15 protein-coding genes are annotated in these 22,354 nt (G+C 38.7%); 14 read left to right on the forward strand and 1 reads right to left on the reverse strand.

The window, feature by feature from the left end; translation table 11 throughout:
• Nucleotides 1–836: 836 nt before the first annotated feature.
• The gene (locus ACZ9AO_RS01000) at nucleotides 837–1,595 is read right to left on the reverse strand and encodes a GTP cyclohydrolase II (RefSeq protein ID WP_476108226.1); all 759 of its coding nucleotides are present in this window, start codon (nucleotides 1,593–1,595) and stop codon (nucleotides 837–839) included.
• Between the two features lie 700 nt (nucleotides 1,596–2,295).
• Between ACZ9AO_RS01000 and ACZ9AO_RS01005 the strand changes: the two genes are divergently transcribed.
• From ACZ9AO_RS01005 to ACZ9AO_RS01070, 14 genes are all read left to right on the forward strand, one after another.
• Entirely contained in the window at nucleotides 2,296–4,365 is a 2,070-nt protein-coding gene (locus ACZ9AO_RS01005) for a bifunctional aldolase/short-chain dehydrogenase (RefSeq protein WP_476108227.1), read from the forward strand.
• A 183-nt stretch (nucleotides 4,366–4,548) separates the two neighbouring features.
• Nucleotides 4,549–5,802 carry an L-rhamnose isomerase gene (gene rhaA / locus ACZ9AO_RS01010; protein WP_476108228.1) on the forward strand — a complete coding sequence of 418 codons (1,254 nt, stop codon included), beginning with the start codon at nucleotides 4,549–4,551 and terminating at the stop codon, nucleotides 5,800–5,802.
• A gap of 1,021 nt (nucleotides 5,803–6,823) precedes the next feature.
• Nucleotides 6,824–7,861 (forward strand): autoinducer 2 ABC transporter substrate-binding protein, encoded by a 1,038-nt coding sequence (locus ACZ9AO_RS01015; RefSeq protein ID WP_476108230.1) that lies wholly within the window; start codon nucleotides 6,824–6,826, stop codon nucleotides 7,859–7,861.
• A complete protein-coding gene (locus ACZ9AO_RS01020; RefSeq protein ID WP_476108231.1) occupies nucleotides 7,851–9,722 on the forward strand; it encodes a cache domain-containing sensor histidine kinase in 1,872 nt (623 codons plus the stop codon). Before ACZ9AO_RS01015 ends, ACZ9AO_RS01020 begins: the two co-directional genes overlap by 11 nt.
• Complete coding sequence (locus ACZ9AO_RS01025) at nucleotides 9,688–11,301, forward strand: response regulator (protein ID WP_082196368.1); 1,614 nt, start codon at nucleotides 9,688–9,690, stop codon at nucleotides 11,299–11,301. Before ACZ9AO_RS01020 ends, ACZ9AO_RS01025 begins: the two co-directional genes overlap by 35 nt.
• A 191-nt stretch (nucleotides 11,302–11,492) precedes the next feature.
• Nucleotides 11,493–12,182 (forward strand): ribulose-phosphate 3-epimerase, encoded by a 690-nt coding sequence (gene rpe / locus ACZ9AO_RS01030; protein ID WP_048677821.1) that lies wholly within the window; start codon nucleotides 11,493–11,495, stop codon nucleotides 12,180–12,182.
• Nucleotides 12,179–13,150, forward strand: coding sequence for a ribokinase (rbsK, locus tag ACZ9AO_RS01035; protein WP_476108232.1), 972 nt, complete (start codon nucleotides 12,179–12,181; stop codon nucleotides 13,148–13,150). Before rpe ends, rbsK begins: the two co-directional genes overlap by 4 nt.
• Nucleotides 13,151–13,173: 23 nt before the next feature.
• Complete coding sequence (locus ACZ9AO_RS01040; RefSeq protein ID WP_476108233.1) at nucleotides 13,174–14,721, forward strand: sugar ABC transporter ATP-binding protein; 1,548 nt, start codon at nucleotides 13,174–13,176, stop codon at nucleotides 14,719–14,721.
• Complete coding sequence (locus ACZ9AO_RS01045) at nucleotides 14,718–15,701, forward strand: ABC transporter permease (RefSeq protein ID WP_476108234.1); 984 nt, start codon at nucleotides 14,718–14,720, stop codon at nucleotides 15,699–15,701. Before ACZ9AO_RS01040 ends, ACZ9AO_RS01045 begins: the two co-directional genes overlap by 4 nt.
• Before the next feature lie 15 nt (nucleotides 15,702–15,716).
• The gene (locus tag ACZ9AO_RS01050; RefSeq protein WP_476108235.1) at nucleotides 15,717–16,691 is read left to right on the forward strand and encodes an ABC transporter permease; all 975 of its coding nucleotides are present in this window, start codon (nucleotides 15,717–15,719) and stop codon (nucleotides 16,689–16,691) included.
• Nucleotides 16,692–16,759: 68 nt separating this feature from the next.
• The gene (locus ACZ9AO_RS01055) at nucleotides 16,760–17,797 is read left to right on the forward strand and encodes an autoinducer 2 ABC transporter substrate-binding protein (RefSeq protein WP_476108236.1); all 1,038 of its coding nucleotides are present in this window, start codon (nucleotides 16,760–16,762) and stop codon (nucleotides 17,795–17,797) included.
• 95 nt (nucleotides 17,798–17,892) lie between these two features.
• Nucleotides 17,893–19,557: a ribulokinase gene (locus ACZ9AO_RS01060; RefSeq protein WP_063594926.1), complete on the forward strand. Its 1,665-nt coding sequence runs from the start codon at nucleotides 17,893–17,895 to the stop codon at nucleotides 19,555–19,557.
• The gene (gene rhaB, locus ACZ9AO_RS01065; protein WP_476108237.1) at nucleotides 19,557–21,023 is read left to right on the forward strand and encodes a rhamnulokinase; all 1,467 of its coding nucleotides are present in this window, start codon (nucleotides 19,557–19,559) and stop codon (nucleotides 21,021–21,023) included. The genes ACZ9AO_RS01060 and rhaB overlap by 1 nt, the downstream gene beginning before the upstream one ends.
• 15 nt (nucleotides 21,024–21,038) lie before the next feature.
• Nucleotides 21,039–22,334: a class II aldolase/adducin family protein gene (locus ACZ9AO_RS01070; RefSeq protein ID WP_427671979.1), complete on the forward strand. Its 1,296-nt coding sequence runs from the start codon at nucleotides 21,039–21,041 to the stop codon at nucleotides 22,332–22,334.
• Nucleotides 22,335–22,354 lie beyond the last annotated feature (20 nt).

Raw genomic sequence — 22,354 nt, forward strand, 5'->3', positions numbered from 1 at the left:
TCGTTGAAAACTAACTGACTGGCGCCTTTTTTATTTTTGCTCACCCGCCATTTCCACTGACGGGAGTTGAACTTAGTGTAGAGTTTATCTGTTTAGTTTAGCTTAATTCCACTAATTAATGTGCTAAAAAGGATCGTTAGGGAACAAAGCATTTGTTATGCCATTGAGATTGCGAAGATTTTCGTTTGGAATCCCATTAAATGCCTTTTTATTTGCTGGAAATCGTTTGAAAGAACTCTTGATATCCATAAACAACCAGTTATTTTTTAGCCGCTGATGGTCATTATAAATAAAGAAGAAGGGGCTACTGATTACGTATGATTCACATCATATAGTAAATGAGGTGTTAGTTAAAGACGTTTAACTTAACTACTGATAGCTTCATTAAAAAATCGATTCGAGCAAGGAGATGGTTCTCTTGCACGTAAAAGCAGAAAACTCATTCAATAATTGTCATTTATGCTTTGAAAGTTGATGAAACTTTTAAGATATAGGGGATGGTTGCTTTGGATGGTAAACTCTAGTCAGATACCAGTTCTTACTCTAATGTAGATGAGGTGTTTATCGCAGAGAATTTATGCTGATTCGAAATGAAGCAAACCCCTTTTTCAGGCAGGGTGCAACGTTCCGTTGCATCCTGTTTTTATGTATTTTCTTATTATCCAGACGTGAGCAATTTTATTTATATCCCTTATACTCGTATGTGTTTTCATTATACGGTAACCTGTGATGTTATAAATCAAAGAACTTAATAAGGAAAAGCATACGGTAACAAGTTGATTTATTCCAGTTCAAACCTATTCATGGGTATAAACAATTTCATAAAAAACAATCAGTCATTCATTTTTAATATCTTTTAAATGACCGGAACGTACGACTTTAGTTTTTAAATACTTTTCATTAAACTCGGAAATGTCTCCCCATAACGGAACTCTGCCTGCAACATTGGCACCTGAGTTTTGAAGAGCTTCTAATTTTCTCGGATTGTTGGTGATAAGAGTCACTGGATTAGAGCGCAGTTTTTTTAACACCCGAATGGCGTCATCATAATTACGTGCATCATCCACAAATCCAAGCTCCAAATTCGCTTCCACCGTATCCAATCCTTTTTCTTGCAGAACATAAGCCATGGCTTTACTAAATAATCCGATGCCTCTTCCTTCGTGATTCGCTAAATAAAATAAAGCTCCGGATCCTTGAGTTGCAATCATCTTCATAGCCTGCTTTAATTGGAAGCCACAATCACAGCGTTTGCTTCCAAATATATCCCCAGTATGACAAATACTATGCATCCGGATAAGTGCATCAGCCGAATGTTGAAAATCTCCATACAGTAACACACTGGATTGCTGCATTTCCGCTAAGTTGGAAGAGGCTAAAGTTTCAATGATCTTTTCTATATTATAAGTGCCGTCACCACAAAAATGACCCGCCATATTCTCACATCGTAACCAGCAATACCATTGGAATATAATTGTTTCTCCCTCTAAGTTAACGGGTAATTTTATTGGGCCGACTAAATAAATGGATGTTTCATCACTTTTAATAACGTTAATTTTATCTTTTAATATTAAAGCCACTTTTTCATTAATCATATAAACTTCCTCCCGAATCTTCTAATACTACGATAACGTTTACTAGTTCATCTCATATTGTACCCAATCCACTCTTTTGTAAATCTTTGATTTTAAATAGAAACAAAAGTTCCAAATGTACTAAAACTAAAGACAACAACAAAAGGTTAACTCCATCCTTGGTGTGAAAACCCATGTCCATTTCTTATTTGAACAGTAACTCATATAACCTCAATAAAGCCACAGCACCGATTTTTCAAATGGAATTCGATTAAAAACACTGTATCTCTTAATTTCAGTAAAAAGGATTGAGAAGCATTATTGCATCGATGGTATTTTAATTAGAAAGAAGTTTGTCTAGCTGCCTGTTTACCCGTGAAAATGAAGTCTTTCCGTAGTAAATGTCCTGCGAAGTCTTTGGGAAGTTTTGCATCTGTCTTTTTCTAAGATGGAAGGGACATGGTGTTTACATTCCTGGTCATTTGTTGTATTTACGTTTATTTTTCAAACTTCATCTAAGAAAATGGTGATTTTTTAAATGATATTACCTTGCAGAATGATTTGGATTGTTGAAAATGCGGATACATCCATTGTCTTTCACGCTCAACGATTTTCCTTGTTTTCGTAAAATTGGAAACAATTAAAAATACTTATTCAAATGAAAACAAAAGTGTTATACAATAAAACAAACACAAATAAAGAAAAACGGGGGTAAAACAAAATGGTTAATAATTTATGGAATGATAAAGAAGTGTCAAAAGTAACATCTGGAGTAGATGAACTGGTATATCGGTCTAATTTAATCGGTACAGATCGAGCCGTCTGCAACTGGGGAGGCGGCAATACATCCATGAAAACAATGGAAAAGGATTTTCGTGGCCGGGAAATTGAAGTTATGTGGGTTAAAGGAAGCGGTTCCGACCTTGCGACAATGAAAGCGGGCAATTTCACAGGTTTGAATCTAGCGGATATTCACCCTTTAATCGAGCGTGATGACATGCCTGATGCAGATATGGTTGAATATTTGTCACACTGCATGATCGACAGTAAGCATCCACGTATGTCGATTGAAACTTTACTTCATGCCTTCCTTCCCTTTAAACATGTTGACCACACACATCCAGATGCAATTATTAGTCTTTGCTGTGCAGACAATGGAAAAGAAGTCGCCAATGAAATTTTCGGTGATCGTTTTGTCTGGGTACCATATGAGCGCCCTGGCTTCACTTTGTCTAAAATGATCGCAAAAGGTGTGAAAAATAACCCGCAAGCCGAGCTTGTTTTAATGGAAAAACACGGATTGGTTACTTGGGGTGAAACATCGAAAGAAGCCTATGAAAAAACCATTTCGATCATAACGGAAGCAGAAGAGTTTATTAAAAGCCGCCAGCATGAAGAAGATGCATTTGGTGGACAGGCATTTGACTCTTTACCTGAAGCAAAGCGCAAAAAGGCACTTGCTTCGATTATGCCGGTTATCCGCGGTGCTGTGGGCGAGGAGAAAAAAATGCTTTTAACCTTTGACGATGCAGATGATGTCCTGCAATTTTTGAACAGCAAAAATGCGGCAGCCTTATCACAAGTCGGTGCCGCTTGCCCGGATCACCTTGTACATACAAAAATGAAGCCGCTTTTCATTAACTGGGATCCTCAAAATGAACGGACTGAATCCTTGGTGGAAAAAGTTAAAACGGGTATTCAACAATATAAGGAAGAATATAAGCAATACTTCGAGCGCAATAAAAACGAAGGCGATGTGATGTTTGAGGCGGCACCACGAGTTATTTTGATTCCAGGTGTCGGAATGGTCAACACAGGCAGAAACGTAGCCATGGCTAACGTGAGCGGAGCACTTTACCATCGAGCGATTGCGGTTATGAAAGGGGCAACAGCACTTGGCGAGTTTGTATCTCTCAGTGAAAATGAGTCATATAACGTTGAATACTGGCCACTTGAGCTTTATAAATTGTCTCTTTCACCGGCAGAAGCGGAGTTCTCACGCAAAGTAGCCTTCATTACAGGCGGTGCGGGCGGTATTGGCAGCGCAACAGCACGGCGTTTAGTTTCTGAAGGTGCCCATGTAGTTCTAGCTGATTTAAATATTGAAGGTGCCGAAAAAGTTGCGGATGAAATCAATAAAGAATACGGGGAGATACGTGCTGCAGCTTTTAAAATGGATGTTACCAGTGAAGAGCAGGTACAGGATGCCTTTGAGAAATCAGCTCTTACATTTGGGGGAATTGATATTATCGTCAACAATGCCGGCCTTGCCACATCCAGCCCGTTTGATGAAACAACCTTAAAAGAATGGAACCTAAACATGAATGTACTGGGGACAGGCTATTTCCTTGTAGCACGTGAAGCTTTTAAGCAAATGAAACAACAGGGAACAGGAGGAAATATGGTATTTGTGGGATCGAAAAACTCTGTTTACGCTGGAAAAAATGCTTCTGCTTACAGTTCAGTCAAAGCACTTGAAACACATCTAGCACGATGCATTGCAGTGGAAGGCGGGGTTTTCGGAATCCGTGTTAATTCTGTTTTGCCAGACGCCGTATTACAAGGATCTTCCATTTGGGGATCGGGTTGGCGTCAAGAGCGTGCCGCTGCATACGGAATAGAGCCAGACCAGCTTGAAGATCATTACAAAAAACGTACGACATTGCTAGTAAATATATTCCCGGAAGACATTGCTGAGTCCATAGCGTTTTTCGCTTCATCAAAAGCAGACAAAACAACGGGTTGCATGGTCACTGTAGACGGAGGTGTACCTGGAGCTTTTAATCGCTGAATAGGTTTTGCCTGTTTTCTTGGATTTTGTTGCTTTAAGTGGAGGGTTTGTCATAGGTGGAATCAATCTATCCAAAAATAATAGATTAAGTATGCACTGCCCATTATGATAAGTGAAGAATATGTGAAAAGGTAGTAGGAATCATGGAGTAATCAATTCAATCCGTTAAAAGGATGGGACGATATGACAATTAAAGAACAGTACGAAGCAGCGAAACAAGCGTATGCGAATTGGGGAATTGATGTTGATGCGGCACTCGAAACACTGAAAAAAGTGCCCATTTCGATTCATTGCTGGCAGGGTGATGATATTGGTGGATTTGAAGTGAACAAAAGTGAATTATCTGGCGGTATTGATATAACGGGAAATTATCCGGGAAAAGCCACTACGCCGGAAGAGCTGCGCATGGATCTTGAAAAAGCGCTATCTCTTATTCCGGGGAAACATCGGGTCAATTTGCATGCCATTTATGCGGAAACAAATGGAGAAGCAGTCGAACGCGATCAGCTTGAGCCAAAGCACTTCGAAAACTGGTTGAATTGGGCTAAAGAAAACGGTCTTGGTTTGGATTTTAACCCGACACTATTTTCCCATGAAAAAGCAGCAGACGGCTTGACCCTTTCTCATCCAAATGAAGAAATTCGTGAATTCTGGATTAATCATTGCATCGCCAGCCGAAAAATCGGAGAGTACTTTGGCCGTGAACTAGGCAATCCCTGCTTAACAAATATATGGATTCCAGATGGCTACAAAGATATTCCAAGCGACCGTTTGACACCGAGAAAGAGATTAAAAGAATCCCTTGATCGAATTTTTACAGCAGAAGTGGATGAAACATGTAATTGGGATGCTGTGGAAAGTAAAGTATTCGGTATTGGCTCCGAGTCATATGTCGTAGGATCGCATGAATTCTACCTTGGCTACGCACTGAAAAATAACAAGATTTGCTTAGTGGATACAGGTCATTATCATCCGACTGAAACTGTATCGAACAAAATTTCTTCGATGCTATTATACAGTGATAAACTAGCACTTCATGTTTCGCGCCCGGTTCGATGGGACAGTGACCACGTCGTAATTTTAGACGATGAGCTTCGTGAAATTTCGCTTGAAATTGTTCGCAATGATGCATTAAACCAGGTGATCATTGGTCTTGATTTCTTTGATGCCAGCATCAACCGAGTTGCTGCCTGGACGATTGGTACGCGTAATATGATTAAGGCCCTCTTATATGCCTTACTTGTACCGAACGATCATTTGAAAGAACTGCAAGAAAAAGGCGATTTTACTGAGCGACTGGCATTAATGGAGGAATTTAAAACCTATCCATTTGGTGCAATTTGGGATTATTATTGTGAAAAAATGAATGTGCCGGTAAAGGAAAGATGGCTGACGCAAGTGAAAGAATATGAACATGATGTTTTAGCAAAGCGTTAAAATAACAGGTTGTCCTGAATCCGCAAACCGATGTGTGACTAATTCCGCTGAATTAATATGGGGTCTATCGATTCGTCCCGAGTGAATGGTCTGGAATTACCGAAGTATAACGAAGAAGTGGAGAAAAAGTACAAAAGTTTTTGTTTAAATTAGAAAATTAATATAGTTAAAAAGGAAAACTTATTAGAAAGGTAATTCCTTTATAAAATATACCTATAACGATCTATGACACAGGTCTTTCTATGGGTATATTTTTTTTGATTGCACGTTAATAAATAGACATGAAAGCTAGTCAATTTGTGTTAAATCCGGAATGAGAGTCTCGTGCACCATATTGATTTAACCAGTTGAAAATTAGACTGAGGATTGAGGAGGAATCGTTAAAGTAACTTTTTCTAAAAGGGGAGGATTTGGATTGTAGGTATCAATCTACAGTTTAAGATAATAAAAGCACTATGAAAAAAGGATATAGAAAATGTAATGACGTAGACTGCTTTGTAATTTTCCAATACAACTAAAAATGAAACACTATGAGCAAGTGAAACTATATAAAAATATTATTTGAATTTTAAAAATGTTTGTGAAATTTAAATTGACAAACCTTTCAAAAACAGTAAAAATCAATAATAAAAAGAAAAAAATGATAGGGTTCAAATGTACAATAGAGATATTTTTAATACATATAGAAGAGAATGAGAAAGGCGCTCACTCTTGATGCTAAAATACGATTTTTCCATTTTCCATCTCGCTTTTTGTGTAAGTTAGTGGTGGAACATAACAGAGAAGGACATGGCTGGACAATAAATTATAGGGAAACCTGAAAGTATATAAAGGTTTCCTATTTTAGTAAAGAAATTAAGGTTATACTCCCGGTAAAAACCATCATTTATGAAACCGTTTTCATAGAAAAGGAGCAGCGGTGAATGTAACCGGATGAGAAAAGCACTTCTTAAGTCATTCCTTATTACAATATCCATGATACGTGCTAATGTTTAGAATTTAAGAAAGAAGGTAGCTAATCATGTTAAGGATGCCCATCTTTTTTATTTTGTTTTTATTTATACTAAGCGGCTGTGATCATTCTGCAGATTACGAGATTATTTACAATGATGAAGAAAGTATCGACGTCAACACAAAACCTGTCGAGAATAAAAAAGATTCGTATACGATAGCTGTTATACCTAAAATTGACGGAATACCTTATTTTAAAGCGGTAGAGGAGGGGGCGTTGGAGGCGGGAAAAGACTTAGGTGTTAAGGTCATATATACAGGCCCACCTACCCCCAGCTCTGAAAAGCAGGAAGTGATTATAACAAAATTAATTGAAAAAAAAGTGGACGTAATTGCGGTATCTGCAAATGATCCATATAAATTAGGTAGGGTGCTGAAAAAAGCAAAGCGTAAAGGAATCAAGGTGATCACCTGGGATTCTGATACTAATGCATCATACAGAAGCTTTTTTGTGAACATGATAGATCCTGAGATAATTGGCAGGCATGTAATGGATACTCTCGCTATTGAAATGGAAGAAAAAGGGGAGTTTGCGATTATGACGGGATCTCCTACCGCTGCCAATCTTAATACATGGATTGATTGGATTCAAATCCAACAAAAAGAATATTATCCAACTATGAAACTAGTTGAAGTGGAATATACAAACGAAGATATTCATAAAGCGTATAAGGTAACACAAAATTTATTTAGAAAATACCCGGACCTAAAAGGAATTATTGGTATTTCAACGGTTAATCCTCCTGCTGCGGCTCAGGCTGTGACAGATGCAGGGAAAATCGGCAAGGTTGCCGTAGTCGGTACATCGACTCCTAATTTAATGAATGAGTATTTACAGGAAGGGGCTGCCCAGACCATTACGTTATGGAGTCCACAAAAGTTAGGTTACTTGACTGTTAGCCTAGCAAAAAACTTATTGAATGATGAATTTCCGTATGAAGGACAGAACATTAAGAACATAGGTAGGATTAAATTCAACGGTGACATGGTCATTATGGGAGAGCCCATCGATTTTACAAAGGGAAATGTGAACCAGTATGATTTTTAAAGGAAAAAAGCCGATCCAGATAAAAAACTTGCGTTTATCGACAAAACTAGTTACAACTTATACATTATTAACGGTTCTACCTATGGCCTTCCTTGGGTTCATTGCATACTGGCAATACACAAAATCAATAGAAGAAGAAGTAGGCGAATATATTCCCCGTCTTGTCAAACAGGTTAATGGCAACATTGAAAATGACATTCAAAAACTAGAGACCTTACCTGATTTAATTTATAATTCCGGTGATGTTATGGCTATTTTAAGAGACAGCCAATCAAAAAAAAAATCGGTTTTGCTACACGATGAATATATCATGAAGAGTTATTTGACAAGAACCTATTTAAATAACAATTCATCTCATATTTTGGGGGCGTTTCTTGTTTCCAAGAATCGTACATTTGCAAGTACAAGTCTGCATTATGACAGTTTTGGTTTTGAAGATGGTTCCTTGCCATATGCAGATGACCTAGGATTGCTAGGCGAGATGCAGTTGCTCCTTCCTAATCAGACTAATTTAACGTTTGAAGGGGATCCCTCCTATTTTATGCTGGTCAAAACAATTACTGATTTCGATAATAGAAAAAATTTAGGAACGCTCTATATAGCCATCGATGTAGCCTTTTTTGAGCAATCACTTCAGGATTTGCAAAAGGAAGAGAATGTTACGATGTGGATCATGAATAAGCAGGGGAAGATAATTTATCATAAGGATCATTCAAAAATTGGTACAGTGGAAAAAGGGATACATGATTACCCATTACTGAATGGTAGTTTTCGTACAGAAATCGATGGAAAACGGAATTTAATCAGTATAAGTGAATCAAATGAGCTGCCATGGGTACTCGTTCATAGCATGCCTATCAAAAACATGACAGAAAAAACGGATGTTATCCGAAATGTGACAATTTTCGTTTTTATCCTTTTTACACTCATTACTACATTGATCTCTATCTTTTTTGCCTGGACCGTTACACGTCCACTAAACGAATTAGGAGATATAATGAAGCGGGTGGAAAAAGGTGATTTATTAGTAGATATACCTATACATTCCGAGGATGAAGTCGGGATGCTCGCGAACAGTTTTCGATCAATGCTTGCAGAGATAAGAGAGCTGATTCATAAAAACTACCACATTGAACTGCGAAAAAAAACAGCTGAATTATACGCCCTTCAATCTCAAATAAATCCTCACTTTATGTATAATACGCTGGAAACCATAGGCATGGCTGTGGAAGAAGGAGAGAGCGATGAAGTCGTGAAGATGGTGACTCTGCTTGGTAGAATGATGCGCTTTTCAATCAGTAATAAAGAAAGCTTGGTTCCTATAAACAGTGAGGTTCAGCACATTGAAGATTATTTAAGCATCCAACAATTCCGTTTTGAAGATCGTTTGCATTTTATGATAGAAAAAGGAGCAGATGTAGTTAATTATTATATACCCAAGTTTGTTTTACAGCCAATCGTTGAAAATTCCATTAAATATGGATTGGAAAAAAGAAAGGAAATAGACATTCAAATACATATTTCTGAAGAGGAAACTCAGGCAGGTGAGGAATATCTTTTGCTGATAGTCAGTGATAACGGACCAGGGATGACAGAAAGCAAATTAATTGAATTAAATGAAAAGTTACGTTTGGATCCAATGATGAAACGGGACTCTGGCTTTGGGATTATCAATGTAAATGCAAGAATTGGCATGATGTTCGGGGAACAATATAATCTTCAAATTAATAGCGAATACGGAAAGGGAACGAGTGTGATTATTAGACTTCCCAAAATAAATGCCCAACAAGTAAGCATGTATGTACAAGTAGAGGAGAAGAACAGAGATGATACAAAGGGTCAGGACGGTCATTGTAGATGATGAACCAAGGATAAGAAGAGGCATAGAAAGACTAGTACAATCTTGTGGGGAAGAGTGGCATGTTGTAGGTGTTTACTCCGATGGTCAAGAGGCATACGATGCAATTATCAATCAAGTAGAAGAAGTTGATGTATTAATAACAGATGTACAAATGCCTGTCATGGACGGGTTAACGTTAATTCAACATTTGAAAAAAACTAAACCAAGGCTATTTCCATTCATTATAAGCGGGTATGATGATTTTCTCTATGTACAGACTGCCCTAAGGGAAGGAGCTGTCGATTATATATTGAAACCGATTGATCGAGAAAAGTTTAAACTGCAGTTGAAGACTGTGCAGGAAAAAGTAATTGAGGCACGAAAGGAAAGGGAAAAGATAGGAGAAATAGAAGAAAGAGCCTTGATATTAACCCATGAAAAGCAGCTTCAATTGCTGATGGAAATTACGTGGAAAGATGCAATGGACTTATCATTACTTGAATGGACGCGGCAATTTCCAGAAGGAACCTATTCCCTGATCCATATTGGAATCGATCATACATCTGCCAAAACCCAAAGTTTTTCACCAGAAGATTGGGGTGGATGGAATGATGTAATAAAAAAACTTATAACAGACTTACTAGATGATCATTCAACGCATTGGATGTGGAAAGATAGTCTACATGCCAGTTGGTTATTGATTAAGGATACTACCCCTACAGCTTTGGAGCAATTGTGTATAACATTAAAAACAAGTGTCCAACGGCAAACCCCTTTTACGGTTTCCATTGCCCTTGGGAATGAGTTTAATGACCTTACCCTTTTAGTAAATATTAAAGATGAATTACGATCTACCTTGCAATATCGAATGATACAAGGAGGCAATAAAATTTTCAGAACTGAAATGCTTAAACATGTATCATATAATAAAGTGATTGAAGTGCCGCCATCCATCTATAAATGGGCAGAAGAGACAGTGGAGGCGATGGAGCATGGTGAAGAAGCTGCCATTCGTTCTCTCAGGCAATTTTTTAACGAACTGAAAGATGTCACTTCCCCTTTCGTAATACAAGAATCGGTTCGCTATTTGTCTATTAGAATTATTAATAAATGGATTAAAAGTGATGGTTTTAAAGACCTTCCGCTTTTACTTGAGGAAGCATTTAGCATTGCCGAGGATTCTTCTCATTTTAATCATTTAAAAAAGGAGACGGAGCGCTGGGTCATGAATATGTTAAAAAAGCAAGCAGCATTTCAAAATGACCAAACAGATCCCATACGCCAGGCAAAAGAATGGATTCTAAAACATATAGGCGATAACATCACAATAAAAAAAATCGCCAATCATGTCCATTTAAATTCAACCTATTTTTGTGAGTATTTTAAAAATCAGACAGGTGAAACCGTGCTTGACTATGTAACCAATGAACGGTTAAAAGTGGCGAAGGAATTATTAAGTCATACAGATTTAAAGATTTACGATATCGCTTCAAAAGTAGGCTATCAAGATACCAAATATTTTAGTCGGCTGTTTAAGCAATGGACAGGACAACTTCCGTCTCAATATCGAGATACTCATGAGTTTTTTGTGAAAAAGTAGAAGCTTCCATTCCGGAGCTTTTTTTTATGTCTACATTGAAAATGACCCGAAGAAAATCCCCCCTACCCGAAATTTATCACCTACCAGCTTATGCCAATTCCCTTTATAGTGAAAGTATCAGAAAAGAAAGCGCTTCCTTTATGAAGAAAACGCTTTCTTGATAAAAGACGAAATGGAACGGGAGTGTTTATATGACCTTAATTGGACCCTCACTTATGTGTGCAGATATGGGGAATTTACAAGAATCAGTAATGAGATTAGACCGTGCAGGTGTTGATTTCTTTCATCTAGATATAATGGATGGATCGTTTGTTCCTAATTTTACAATGGGCCCGGATCTAATTAAACGCATTAGGCAATTCTCGGATAAACCATTTGATGTTCACTTAATGGTTGAAAGACCGGAAGACCATTTAGATCTTTTCATTCAGTCGGGGGCAGATATGATTTCCATTCATGCAGAGGCAACTGCCCATTTACAGAGATCACTACAAAAGCTGAAGAATGATGGGATTAAGGCAGGGGTAGCCTTAAATCCATCAACCCCCATCACAGAGCTTGAACATGTATTGGATGTAGTCGATTATGTAACGGTGATGACGGTGAATCCTGGTTTTGCCGGGCAGTCCTTTGTACCGCTTATGTATAAGAAAATAAAAAAGATAAAAGAATTAATTCAATCGGAAGGCTACCAAATTGATATTCAGGTAGATGGAAACATTGGGTTCGAAACCATTCCGGGTGTATTGAAAAATGGAGCCGACATGTTGGTTTGCGGGACGTCCTGTTTATTTAAAAACGATGTATTACTGGAAGATGCCGTTGGCCAACTCCGGGCATTCTTAGAGCAAATGAAAATGAAAAACGAGGGTTGTGCATGAAAGGGGTTGTAGTGGTAGGGAGTATTAATATGGATATTGTCGCAGTCACTAATCAGTATCCAGCGCATGGGGAAACGATTTTTGGAGAAAATATGAAACTATTAAGTGGTGGAAAAGGCGCAAATCAAGCAACGACGTGCGCTAAACTTGGAAAACCAGTAAAATTGATCGGTGCGGTTGGCGACGACGCATTCGGGCATGAAATAGAACGTTCTCTTCTTCAAAATAACGTGAACATATCCTCCTTGAAACATGTTGCAGAACATCCAACTGGATGCGCAGTCATTACAGTAGATGCTACAGCAGAAAACACCATGCTTGTCATTAAAGGGGCCAATGACTATTTGACAAGAGGTGATATTGACATTTGTTTTTCTACCATCAGTGATGACTATGCTGTTTTACTTGTACAGATGGAAATTCCTAATGAGGCTGTTCTACAAGCCATGAAAAGGGCTAAAGAAAAAAATATGTTTATTATCCTGGACCCTGCTCCGGCAGAAGGGGTAACGACTGAAGCACTGACGTATGCCAATTTGATTACGCCGAATTGGCAGGAAACAAAAGTGTTGACTGGGATCGACGTCAACTCGAAGGAAAGTGCATGCAAAGCGGGTGTTTTCTTTGAGAATCATTTTGGCGTGGAGAATAGCATTATTAAGTTGGGCCATAAAGGAGCATTGGTTTATCAAAACGGTGAAACAAACTTTATCGAGCCCATTGCTGTAAAAGCTGTTGATACAGTGGGGGCAGGAGACTCGTTCGCAGGCGCCCTTGCTTGTGCCATTGCAGATGGGGAGACGATCGAATCAGCAGCCGAGTTTGCTTCAATTGTAGCGGCGATGAAGGTAACGAAAATGGGGGCCCAAGATGGTGTGCCGAGGCTAGCAGAAGTGGAACATTTTTGTGAAACCAATAACATTAATTATTATGGTAAAAAACAAAAGTTGAATCAAATTTATGACTGATTAAGGTTGGAAAGGAGAGAAACATGTCTGATTTCTTATTGCAAATGACGAATGTCAGTAAAACCTTCCCAGGTGTAAAAGCACTGGATAGCGTTCAGCTTGAAGTGAAAAAAGGAGAAGTTCATGCGTTAATAGGTGAGAATGGTGCCGGTAAATCAACGCTCATTAAAATATTAGCTGGCATTTATCGACCGGACCCAGGCGCCAAGTTTTACTTTGAAGGAAAAGAAGCCGAAATTCAAAAACCGATTGATGCTACGCTAAAAGGCATTTCAATCATTTATCAGGATTTAAGTTTATTTTCAAACCTATCTGTAGCTGAAAATATCTATATTGGCCGGGATAGTGACAAAAAACCATGGAAAAAGATTAGATGGAAGGAGATGGAGGATACAGCAAAACGGGCACTTAAAGAACTAGAATTTGAGATTGATGTTCATACACCCGTTGAAAAATTAAGCATTGCTCAACAGCAGCTGATTGAAATCGCCAGAGCCCTCGCTTTTGATTCCAAGTTGATTGTAATGGACGAACCGACTTCATCCCTATCCGCAGGGGAAGTTGAAAAGCTTTATAAAGTTATACAAAAATTAAAGGATCGCGGAATTTCCATAATCTTTGTCAGCCACAAGTTAAAAGAGTTATTTACTGTTTCCGATCGATTTACAATATTGCGAGATGGGAAATATGTAGGCACTTATGAAACTGAAGAACTTGATGAAGATAAATTAATCACACTAATGGTGGGACGTCAGATTTTATATAACAAGAATATGGTAAAAGGAAAAACAGGAAAAACTCTTTTGGAACTGAATGGTTTATCAAAAGAAGGTAACTTTAAAGATATTTCCTTTGAATTGAAAGCTGGAGAAGTCCTTGGGATTACAGGACTTGTCGGATCAGGAAGAACAGAGCTTGCACAGGCGATATTCGGGGTCAACAGGCCCTACGCTGGAAGTATGAAAATAAATGGGTTTTCTACTAAAATCAAGTCTTCTGAACATGCTGTAAAACAAGGGATTGCATATATTCCAGAAAGCAGAAAAACGCAAGGACTCATCCTTCGCCAGTCCATAATCAATAATATTTCATTACCTGTTTTGAAACAACTGAGAAATAAATTCAAATTGATCAAGCGAAAGGAAGAAGTTAAGCTGGCTGATCATTATATGAAAACGCTAGATGTTAGACCGGCTTTGCCTAAAAGGGCAGCGGGTGACCTGTCAGGCGGAAATCAACAGAAAGTCGTGATCGGCAAGTGGCTTTCTACTAAACCACAAATCCTAATTATTGACGAACCGACGAATGGGATTGATATTGGGGCGAAGTCAGAGATTCATAAGTTAATGAGGGAACTGGCTGCTGAAGGAATGGGCATTATTGTGATTTCTTCAGAGCTTCCAGAAGTACTTGCTGTCAGTGATCGAATTTTGGTCATGAGACACGGAAGAATAGCCGGAGAACTTGGTATAGAAGAAGCAACACAGGAAAATATCATGAATTATGCTCTGCTTGGTTCTCAATCTCCTTCCAAAAAAGGGCTGCCGCTAAAAGAGGAGGTACGTGCATGAATGCCATTTTGAAGTCGAAGGAAATCAGCATCGGAATGATTGTTTTGCTTCTATGTATTACATTGACATTCTTAAGCCCGTATTTTTTAACTGTAGACAATTTGCTGGATGTACTAAAAGGGAATGCTGTACTTGGAATTCTGGCGGTGGGTATGACACTTGTAATCATCACTGGCGGGATTGACGTATCGGTCGCCGCTGTTACAAGCGCTGTCTGTGTCATCGTTGGAAAAGTAATGATGCTCATGCCTGACCATCCCATCTCTATACTATTACTCTTTTTGATTGGGCCATTTCTTGGGGTTTGTTTAGGTGCACTGAATGGACTGCTTGTTGCAAAGGTTCAAATTCCAGCTATTGTCGTGACACTTGGAATGATGAGTATCATTAATGGGCTCGTGTTGTACATTACGAATGGTCAGTATTTGAACAGCAGCAGTTTTCCAACCGTATTCATCAAGTTTGCTAGTTTTGAGGTGTTCGGTATATCTATCATCATTCTAATTTTTATCGCCGTAGCTCTGTTTACTTGGTATATTTTGAAATACACATTAATCGGTCGCGAAGTATTGGCGATTGGCGGTAATAAAGATTCAGCCATTCGGGTTGGGATAAATTTTGACAAAGTTCAAATATTTGTTTTCTCCTATATGGGGTTTCTTGCAGGAATAGCAGCCATTGCTCAAACAGCATATACAAAGGCTGTTGATCCTAATGGAATGCTTGGTCTGGAGCTGATGGTCATAGCAGCCGTTGTTTTGGGCGGTGCGAACATCATGGGGGGGCGCGGTACCATTTTGGGAACGGTTTTGGGCGTTCTTCTACTAGGCATTGTACAAAATGGTCTTATCTTGGCAAAAATTGATACCTTCTGGCAAAAAGTATTCATTGGATTGATTATATTACTGGCTGTGTCATACGACCACATTCAATATAAGCGCTCAAAAGATAAGTTAGCAAAAATTGAAGTAGAAGCGTAAGAAAGAGGTGAAAAAATGAAACGGCTTTCAATATCAAAAGAAAATACTTTAGGTGTAATTACAGCAGGCTTGTTTGTGTTAATGAGTTTTTCAATACCTGGATTCTTTTCTTTAAATAATTTAACCAATATGATGTTCCAGCTCCCGGAGTTTGGTTTAATCGCTTTAGCAATGATGGTGGTGATTGTAACTGGAGGAATTGACCTATCGATTACCTATACAGCTGCCTTGTCTGGCGTGACAATCGCACTTATGGCAAGCAGCGGATACCCAATGCTAGGCGCAATCTTAATCGGTGTTTTAGTCGGGCTGAGCTGCGGATTGATTAATGGCGTACTCATCTCAAAAATCGGTGTTTCGCCAATACTGGTGACACTCGGAACGATGGTACTTTTTGAAGGTTTGATCTTAAGCATTACGAAAGGAAATTCAATTTCAGGATTCAGTGAGGGTTATAGCTTAATTGGAAACGGTTACTATATGGGGATCGTTCCTCTTTCCATCATTATTTTTGTACTATTTGCAATATTAACAGCTATATTACTGTCAAAAACCAAATGGGGCAGAAGTGTTTATATGGTGGGTAGCAATCCGATCGCCACATTATTTTCGGGGGTAAATAATAGCAAGGTATTAATGAGGGTTTACTTATATGCGGCACTTCTTGCCACAATTGCTTCTATTATTATGACATCCCGTTATAATACTGCAAAAGTGGATCTGGGATCTTCTTATTTATTACAAAGTGTAGCGGCAGCCGTGCTTGGCGGAACGGAAATTCAAGGTGGCTATGGCAAGGTTATCGGCACTGTTTACGCAGTGGTCATTTTCCAAATGTTATCAAGTGGATTGAACTTAATGGGTGTACCACGATCGATTGTGACTGTGATGATGGGGGTTATTTTAATCACGGTATTGGTCATAAACTTCGTGAAAACGAAATTAGATGAAAAAAGTCAAAAGAATTTACCTTCAAAATCTGTAGCGTAATTTACATGACCATGTAATCTCTGAAAATACTTTAGAAAAAAATCAGAAAAATTTCAAGGGGGATCATTATGAAGAAAATGACGGGGATCTTAGCAACAGCTATTTTAGCTGGGGGACTGTTAACAGGCTGTGTATCACAAGAAGGAGCATCGGGGAACAGTGAAAAAGAAACAAGTGGCGGAGGTGGTAATGAGAAGTTGAAAATTGCCGTAGTTCCAAAATTAATGGGGATACCATATTTCAATGCTTCTGAAAAAGGAGCGATTCAAGCAGGTAAAGATCTTGGTGTGGAAACCATTTACACAGGACCTACGGAACCGGATGCTGCACAGCAAGTAAAAGTCATTGAAGACTTAATTAGTCAAGATGTGGATGTAATCGCAGTAGCACCAAATGACGCTGCATCACTCTCACCAGTCCTTCAAAAGGCGAAGGATGAAGGAATAATTGTAATGGATTGGGATACACCAGCTGATCAATCCCTTGTAGAATTATCCGTCCACCAAATAGACGATGAAGCATACGGTCGCCATATCGCTAAATCCCTCGTAAAACAAATGGGTGTTGAAAAAGGGCAAATCGCTATATTAACTGGAGGGCTTTCAGCTGCAAACTTAAACACTTGGATTGATGCAGCAAAAAAAGAACTGGAAGAGAATTATCCAGGTATTGAATTAGTATCGGATAAAATCGCGACAGATGAAAAACAACAGGTGGCATACCAAAAAACACTGGATTTAATAAAATCAAATCCTGAATTAAAAGGAATCATGGCTTTTTCTACTCCGGCACCTCTTGGGGCAGCCCAAGCTGTTCAGGAAAAAGGACTGCAAGATGATATAACAGTTGTTGGAACTGCTCTACCGAAAGACTCTTCACCATATTTAAATGATGGATCTCTAGATGTAGCCATTCTTTGGGAGCCAGACAAACTAGGTTATTTAACCGTTGCCCTCGCCAAACGTCTAGCTGAAGGGGAGAAACCAGAAGATGGTTTGAAAGTTGAAAATGTAGGTGAAATTGACGTGTGGGAGGATGGAAAAACAATCATCATGGGACCACCGACAGATTTTACGAAAGACAATGCAGCTGATTTTAATTTTTAAGGTTAGATAGACCGAAAAGTCCCCTCTCAACTATCTAGAGGGGCCTTTTTATTAAATATCATTGCGTGACTTGCATGTTAGGAGATGATGAAGGGATGAATGAGAGATATACAATCGGAGTTGATTTTGGCACTGAATCAGGAAGAGTGCTGCTAGTAGATATAGAGAACGGAAATGAAATGGCTACACATGTTACACCTTATCGTCATGGAGTATTGTCTAATAGGCTTCCAGACGGATGTAAACTTGAAAAAGATTGGGCTCTCCAGCATCCAGGTGATTATTTAGACGTTTTATACACTTCTGTTCCTGAAGTGATTCGGTTAAGCGGAGTAGATGCGAATGATGTGATAGGCATTGGAATCGATTTTACCTCATGTACCATTTTGCCTGTTGATAAGAAAGGAAATCCCCTTTGTTTTGATGAGAAATGGAAAAGGGACCCTCACAGTTGGGTCAAATTATGGAAGCATCATGCCGCACAAAAAGAAGCGGATGATATTACACGCATTGCACAGGCAACGAATCAACCATTCCTGCAACGATATGGCGGGAAAATTTCTTCTGAATGGATGTTCCCTAAGATTTTACAAGTGTTACGTGAATCACCTGATATCTATGAAGAAACGGATCTATTTATGGAAGCCGGAGATTGGATTACCTTCCGTCTGACGAATGAGCTGGTACGCAGCAGTAATATGAGCGGTTATAAAGCATTTTGGGATAAAAAAGATGGATATCCGGACCCTGCTTTTTTAGCGGCTATTGATGAACGTCTTCTGGATATACTGGATACAAAAATGCGTGGTGAAGTATTACCCATCGCTGGACGGTCGGGTGGTTTAACAGAAGGGATGGCTAAGAAGATGGGGTTGAAATCTGGTACGGCTGTTTCTGTATCCATAATCGATGCCCATGCAGGTGTTCCAGCTGTAGGAGCTGTCCATCCAGGCCAATTTGTGATGACGATGGGAACCTCTACTTGCCACATGTTAATTTCTGAGAAAAAACAAACAGTAGAAGGTATTTGTGGAGTAGTGGAGGATGGAATAATTCCCGGATCATTCAGTTATGAAACGGGACAGGTGGCTGTTGGCGATTCGTTTGCATGGTATATTGAGCAAACTGCTCCTGAGTATGTAAAGAAAGAAGCTGAGCAAGAAGGTGTCAATCTACATAGCTTACTGGAAAAAAAGGCTTCTTGCTTAAGGCCTGGTCAATCTGGGTTAGTGGCGTTAGATTGGTGGAATGGCAACCGAACAGTCCTTGTAGATGCGAACTTGTCAGGTGTGATAGCAGGGATTACTCTTTCTACGAAGCCGGAAGAAATATACCGTGCACTTTTAGAATCAACAGCTTTTGGAACAAGGAAAATCCTTGAAACCTTTGAGAATGACGGTATAGAGATAAACGATTTGTTTGCTTGTGGCGGATTACCTCAAAAAAATAAACTGTTAATGCAGATATATGCCGATATTTTAAATCGTGAAATTAAAATCGCGGATGGGGAACAAGTTGTTGCATTAGGAGCAGCCATATACGCTGCCACGGCTGCCGGCCGTATAAATGGTGGTTATGATTCCATAGAGGAGGCATCCTCTAAGATGGCAAAAGTAAAAGAAGATACTTTTATACCGGTTAAAGAAAATGTAAGTATTTATCAACAACTGTATGCTTATTATTTAGAACTGCATGACTTCTTTGGCCGCGATCATATTTCCATAATGCATGGTTTAAAGAAATTGAGGAGTGTGGACTAATGATACATATTGCGGTGGATATTGGTGCTTCAAGTGGCCGGCTGGTCTTAGGGAAAATGGAGAACGGGAAATTAGTAATTGAAGAAATCCATCGATTTGCGAATGGTTTCACCACCCAAAATGAAACCTGTTTTTGGGATATTGATCATTTATTGAATGAAATCTTAAAGGGGTTAGAATCAGCAAAAAAGCTTGGATACGACCACTGTACACTTGGAATTGATACGTGGGGAACGGATTACGTATTGTTGGATGATAATGGACACAGAGTGCAAGAAGTTATCTCTTATCGTGATAAGCGCACCGAAAATACAATCGAAAAGATCACAAGAACACTACCTAAAGAAATCATTTATCAAAAAACGGGTATTCAATTCTTATCATTTAACACGTTATACCAATTGTACGAAGAAGATATAAAGAACCTGAAAGTCACTAGGAATGTCATGACTGTGCCAGATTATTTAGGTTACTGCCTAACGGGGAAAAAGGTCACAGAAGTTACAAGTGCTTCTTCGATGCAATTATTGAATGTAAACACGAAGAAGTTTGATGAAGAGTTACTAAACCTGATTGCATTGTCAAAAGATCAATTCCCGCCTTTTGCTAATCCGGGAGAACGATTAGGGAAACTGATGAAAGAACGTTTTTCTACTTTTGATCTTCCCAATACAGAAGTGATTATCGTTGCTTCACATGATACTGCTTCCGCCATAGTCGGTTCACCTGGTAATGGAGAGAAATGGGCCTATATTAGTAGCGGAACGTGGTCGTTGCTTGGGATTGAAAGCGATAAACCGATAGTGAATGAGTTAGCTCTTAAAAACAATTATACAAATGAATGGGGTGCATACGGAACCTACCGCTTTCTGAAAAATATCATTGGTATGTGGGTTATTCAAGAGGTCAGAAGACATTTAAAGGAAGACTATAACTTCGAGCAGTTTGTATATGAGGCAGAGAAAATAAAGGTGTGCAGGCAGTTCATCAACTTTAATGATAAACGATTTTTAAATCCAGAAAATATGATTCAAGAAATTCAACAGTATTGTCGGGAGACGAATCAGGAGATTCCACATATAGTGGGCGAATTAGCGAACTGTATATTTACAAATATGTCTATTATTTATGCGATGTCCATTCGGCAAATAGAAGAGATAACCGGGAAAAGAATCGAGCAACTTCATATTGTCGGAGGAGGAGCGAAAAATGAATTCGTTAATCAACTTACGGCAGACCTTAGCGGGAAAACCATATACGCTGGACCAACAGAGGCTACGGCGATTGGGAATATACTAGTACAAATGATTTCAGGCAATGAAATAAGCGATTTACAAACGGCACGTCAGTTAATAGAACACTCGTTCCTTATAAAAAAATATGAGCCAAAAGAAAAAATTATTGAATCATCATCCCTGATTGAAAAATTCAAACAAGCAATTTCCATGAAAGAAGAATGTAAATAATAGGAGTGATAAAGTATGAATGAAAATCTGCATCCAGCCGAACAAATTGTTATGATCATGGAACGTGTCTATAAATATGGCATGACAACAATTTCAGGAGGAAACCTTTCTATTCTAGATGAAAATGGTGACCTTTGGATTACTCCATCGGGCATTGATAAAGGAACATTAACCATGGATGATATCATGTGCGTCAAAAAGGACGGTACATTCATAGGGAAACATAAACCATCGGTAGAGCTTCCTTTTCATCAAGGAATTTATGAAGCAAGGCCCGATATAAAAGCTGTCGTACATGCTCATCCCCCGGCTTTGGTTTCCTTTAGCATGGCTCGTAAAGGACCAAACCCAAAGTTGCTTTTACATGCATATAAGAGTGTAGCAGATTCGCTTCAGGTTGCACCCTATGCGATCCCTGGAAGCGACAAATTAAAGGAAAATATTTCGGCTGAATTTGCAAAAGGAGGGGATGCGGTCATATTGGAGAATCATGGTATTGTGGTAGGGAAACCCACTATATTTGATGCCTTTATGTTGTTTGAAACACTTGAAGATACTGCTTGTATGGAAATAAATGCAAGGAATATAGGGAAACCATTTGAACTGACCGAACAAAATTTACAAGAAATAGATTTATATAAAGCGGATAAATTAACACAGATAGAAATGAAGCACCATTCTGTCGAAGAGGTTTCTTGCCGTCAAGAAATGATCAGGTTATTGGAACGGTTATATGATCGTCAGCTTTTTACAAGTATCTCAGGCAGCTTTTCAACCCGCCTTAAAGATGGCTCTATTTTAATCACGCCTTCTCAACAGGACCGTAAATATATTAAGGAAGATGAATTGGTTCTGATTCATCAGGAGTATAGTGAAGCTGGAAAGGAACCATGTGAGTTTTTTGAGCTTCATCAAAAAATATATGAGTTAAACCCGGAGCTTACATCCGTAATCATTGCGAACCCAAGATTTTTAATGGCCTATGCAGTGACAGATGTTAAATATAATACACATATAATTCCAGAAGCCTACATTGTTCTTCGGGATATAGATAAAGTGCCTTTTGGAATGGGTGAAGATCATAATAGCATGATTGCAGATAAACTAGCAGAGGATAATCCTGTCCTATTAATTGAAAATGGGTATGCAGTTGTCTCAGGAAAAAGTTTACTGAGTGTATTTGATAGGCTAGAAGTAGCTGAATATAGTGCAAAAGCATTGGTGTACGCTAAAAGTATTGGCGAAATAATCGATATTAGTGATGAAGATATTGAAGAAATTATTGAAGGTTTTAAGCTAATTGCCAAATAACCATATCAATGAAAAAAGGC

Source organism: Peribacillus sp. TE19612 (assembly GCF_056279465.1).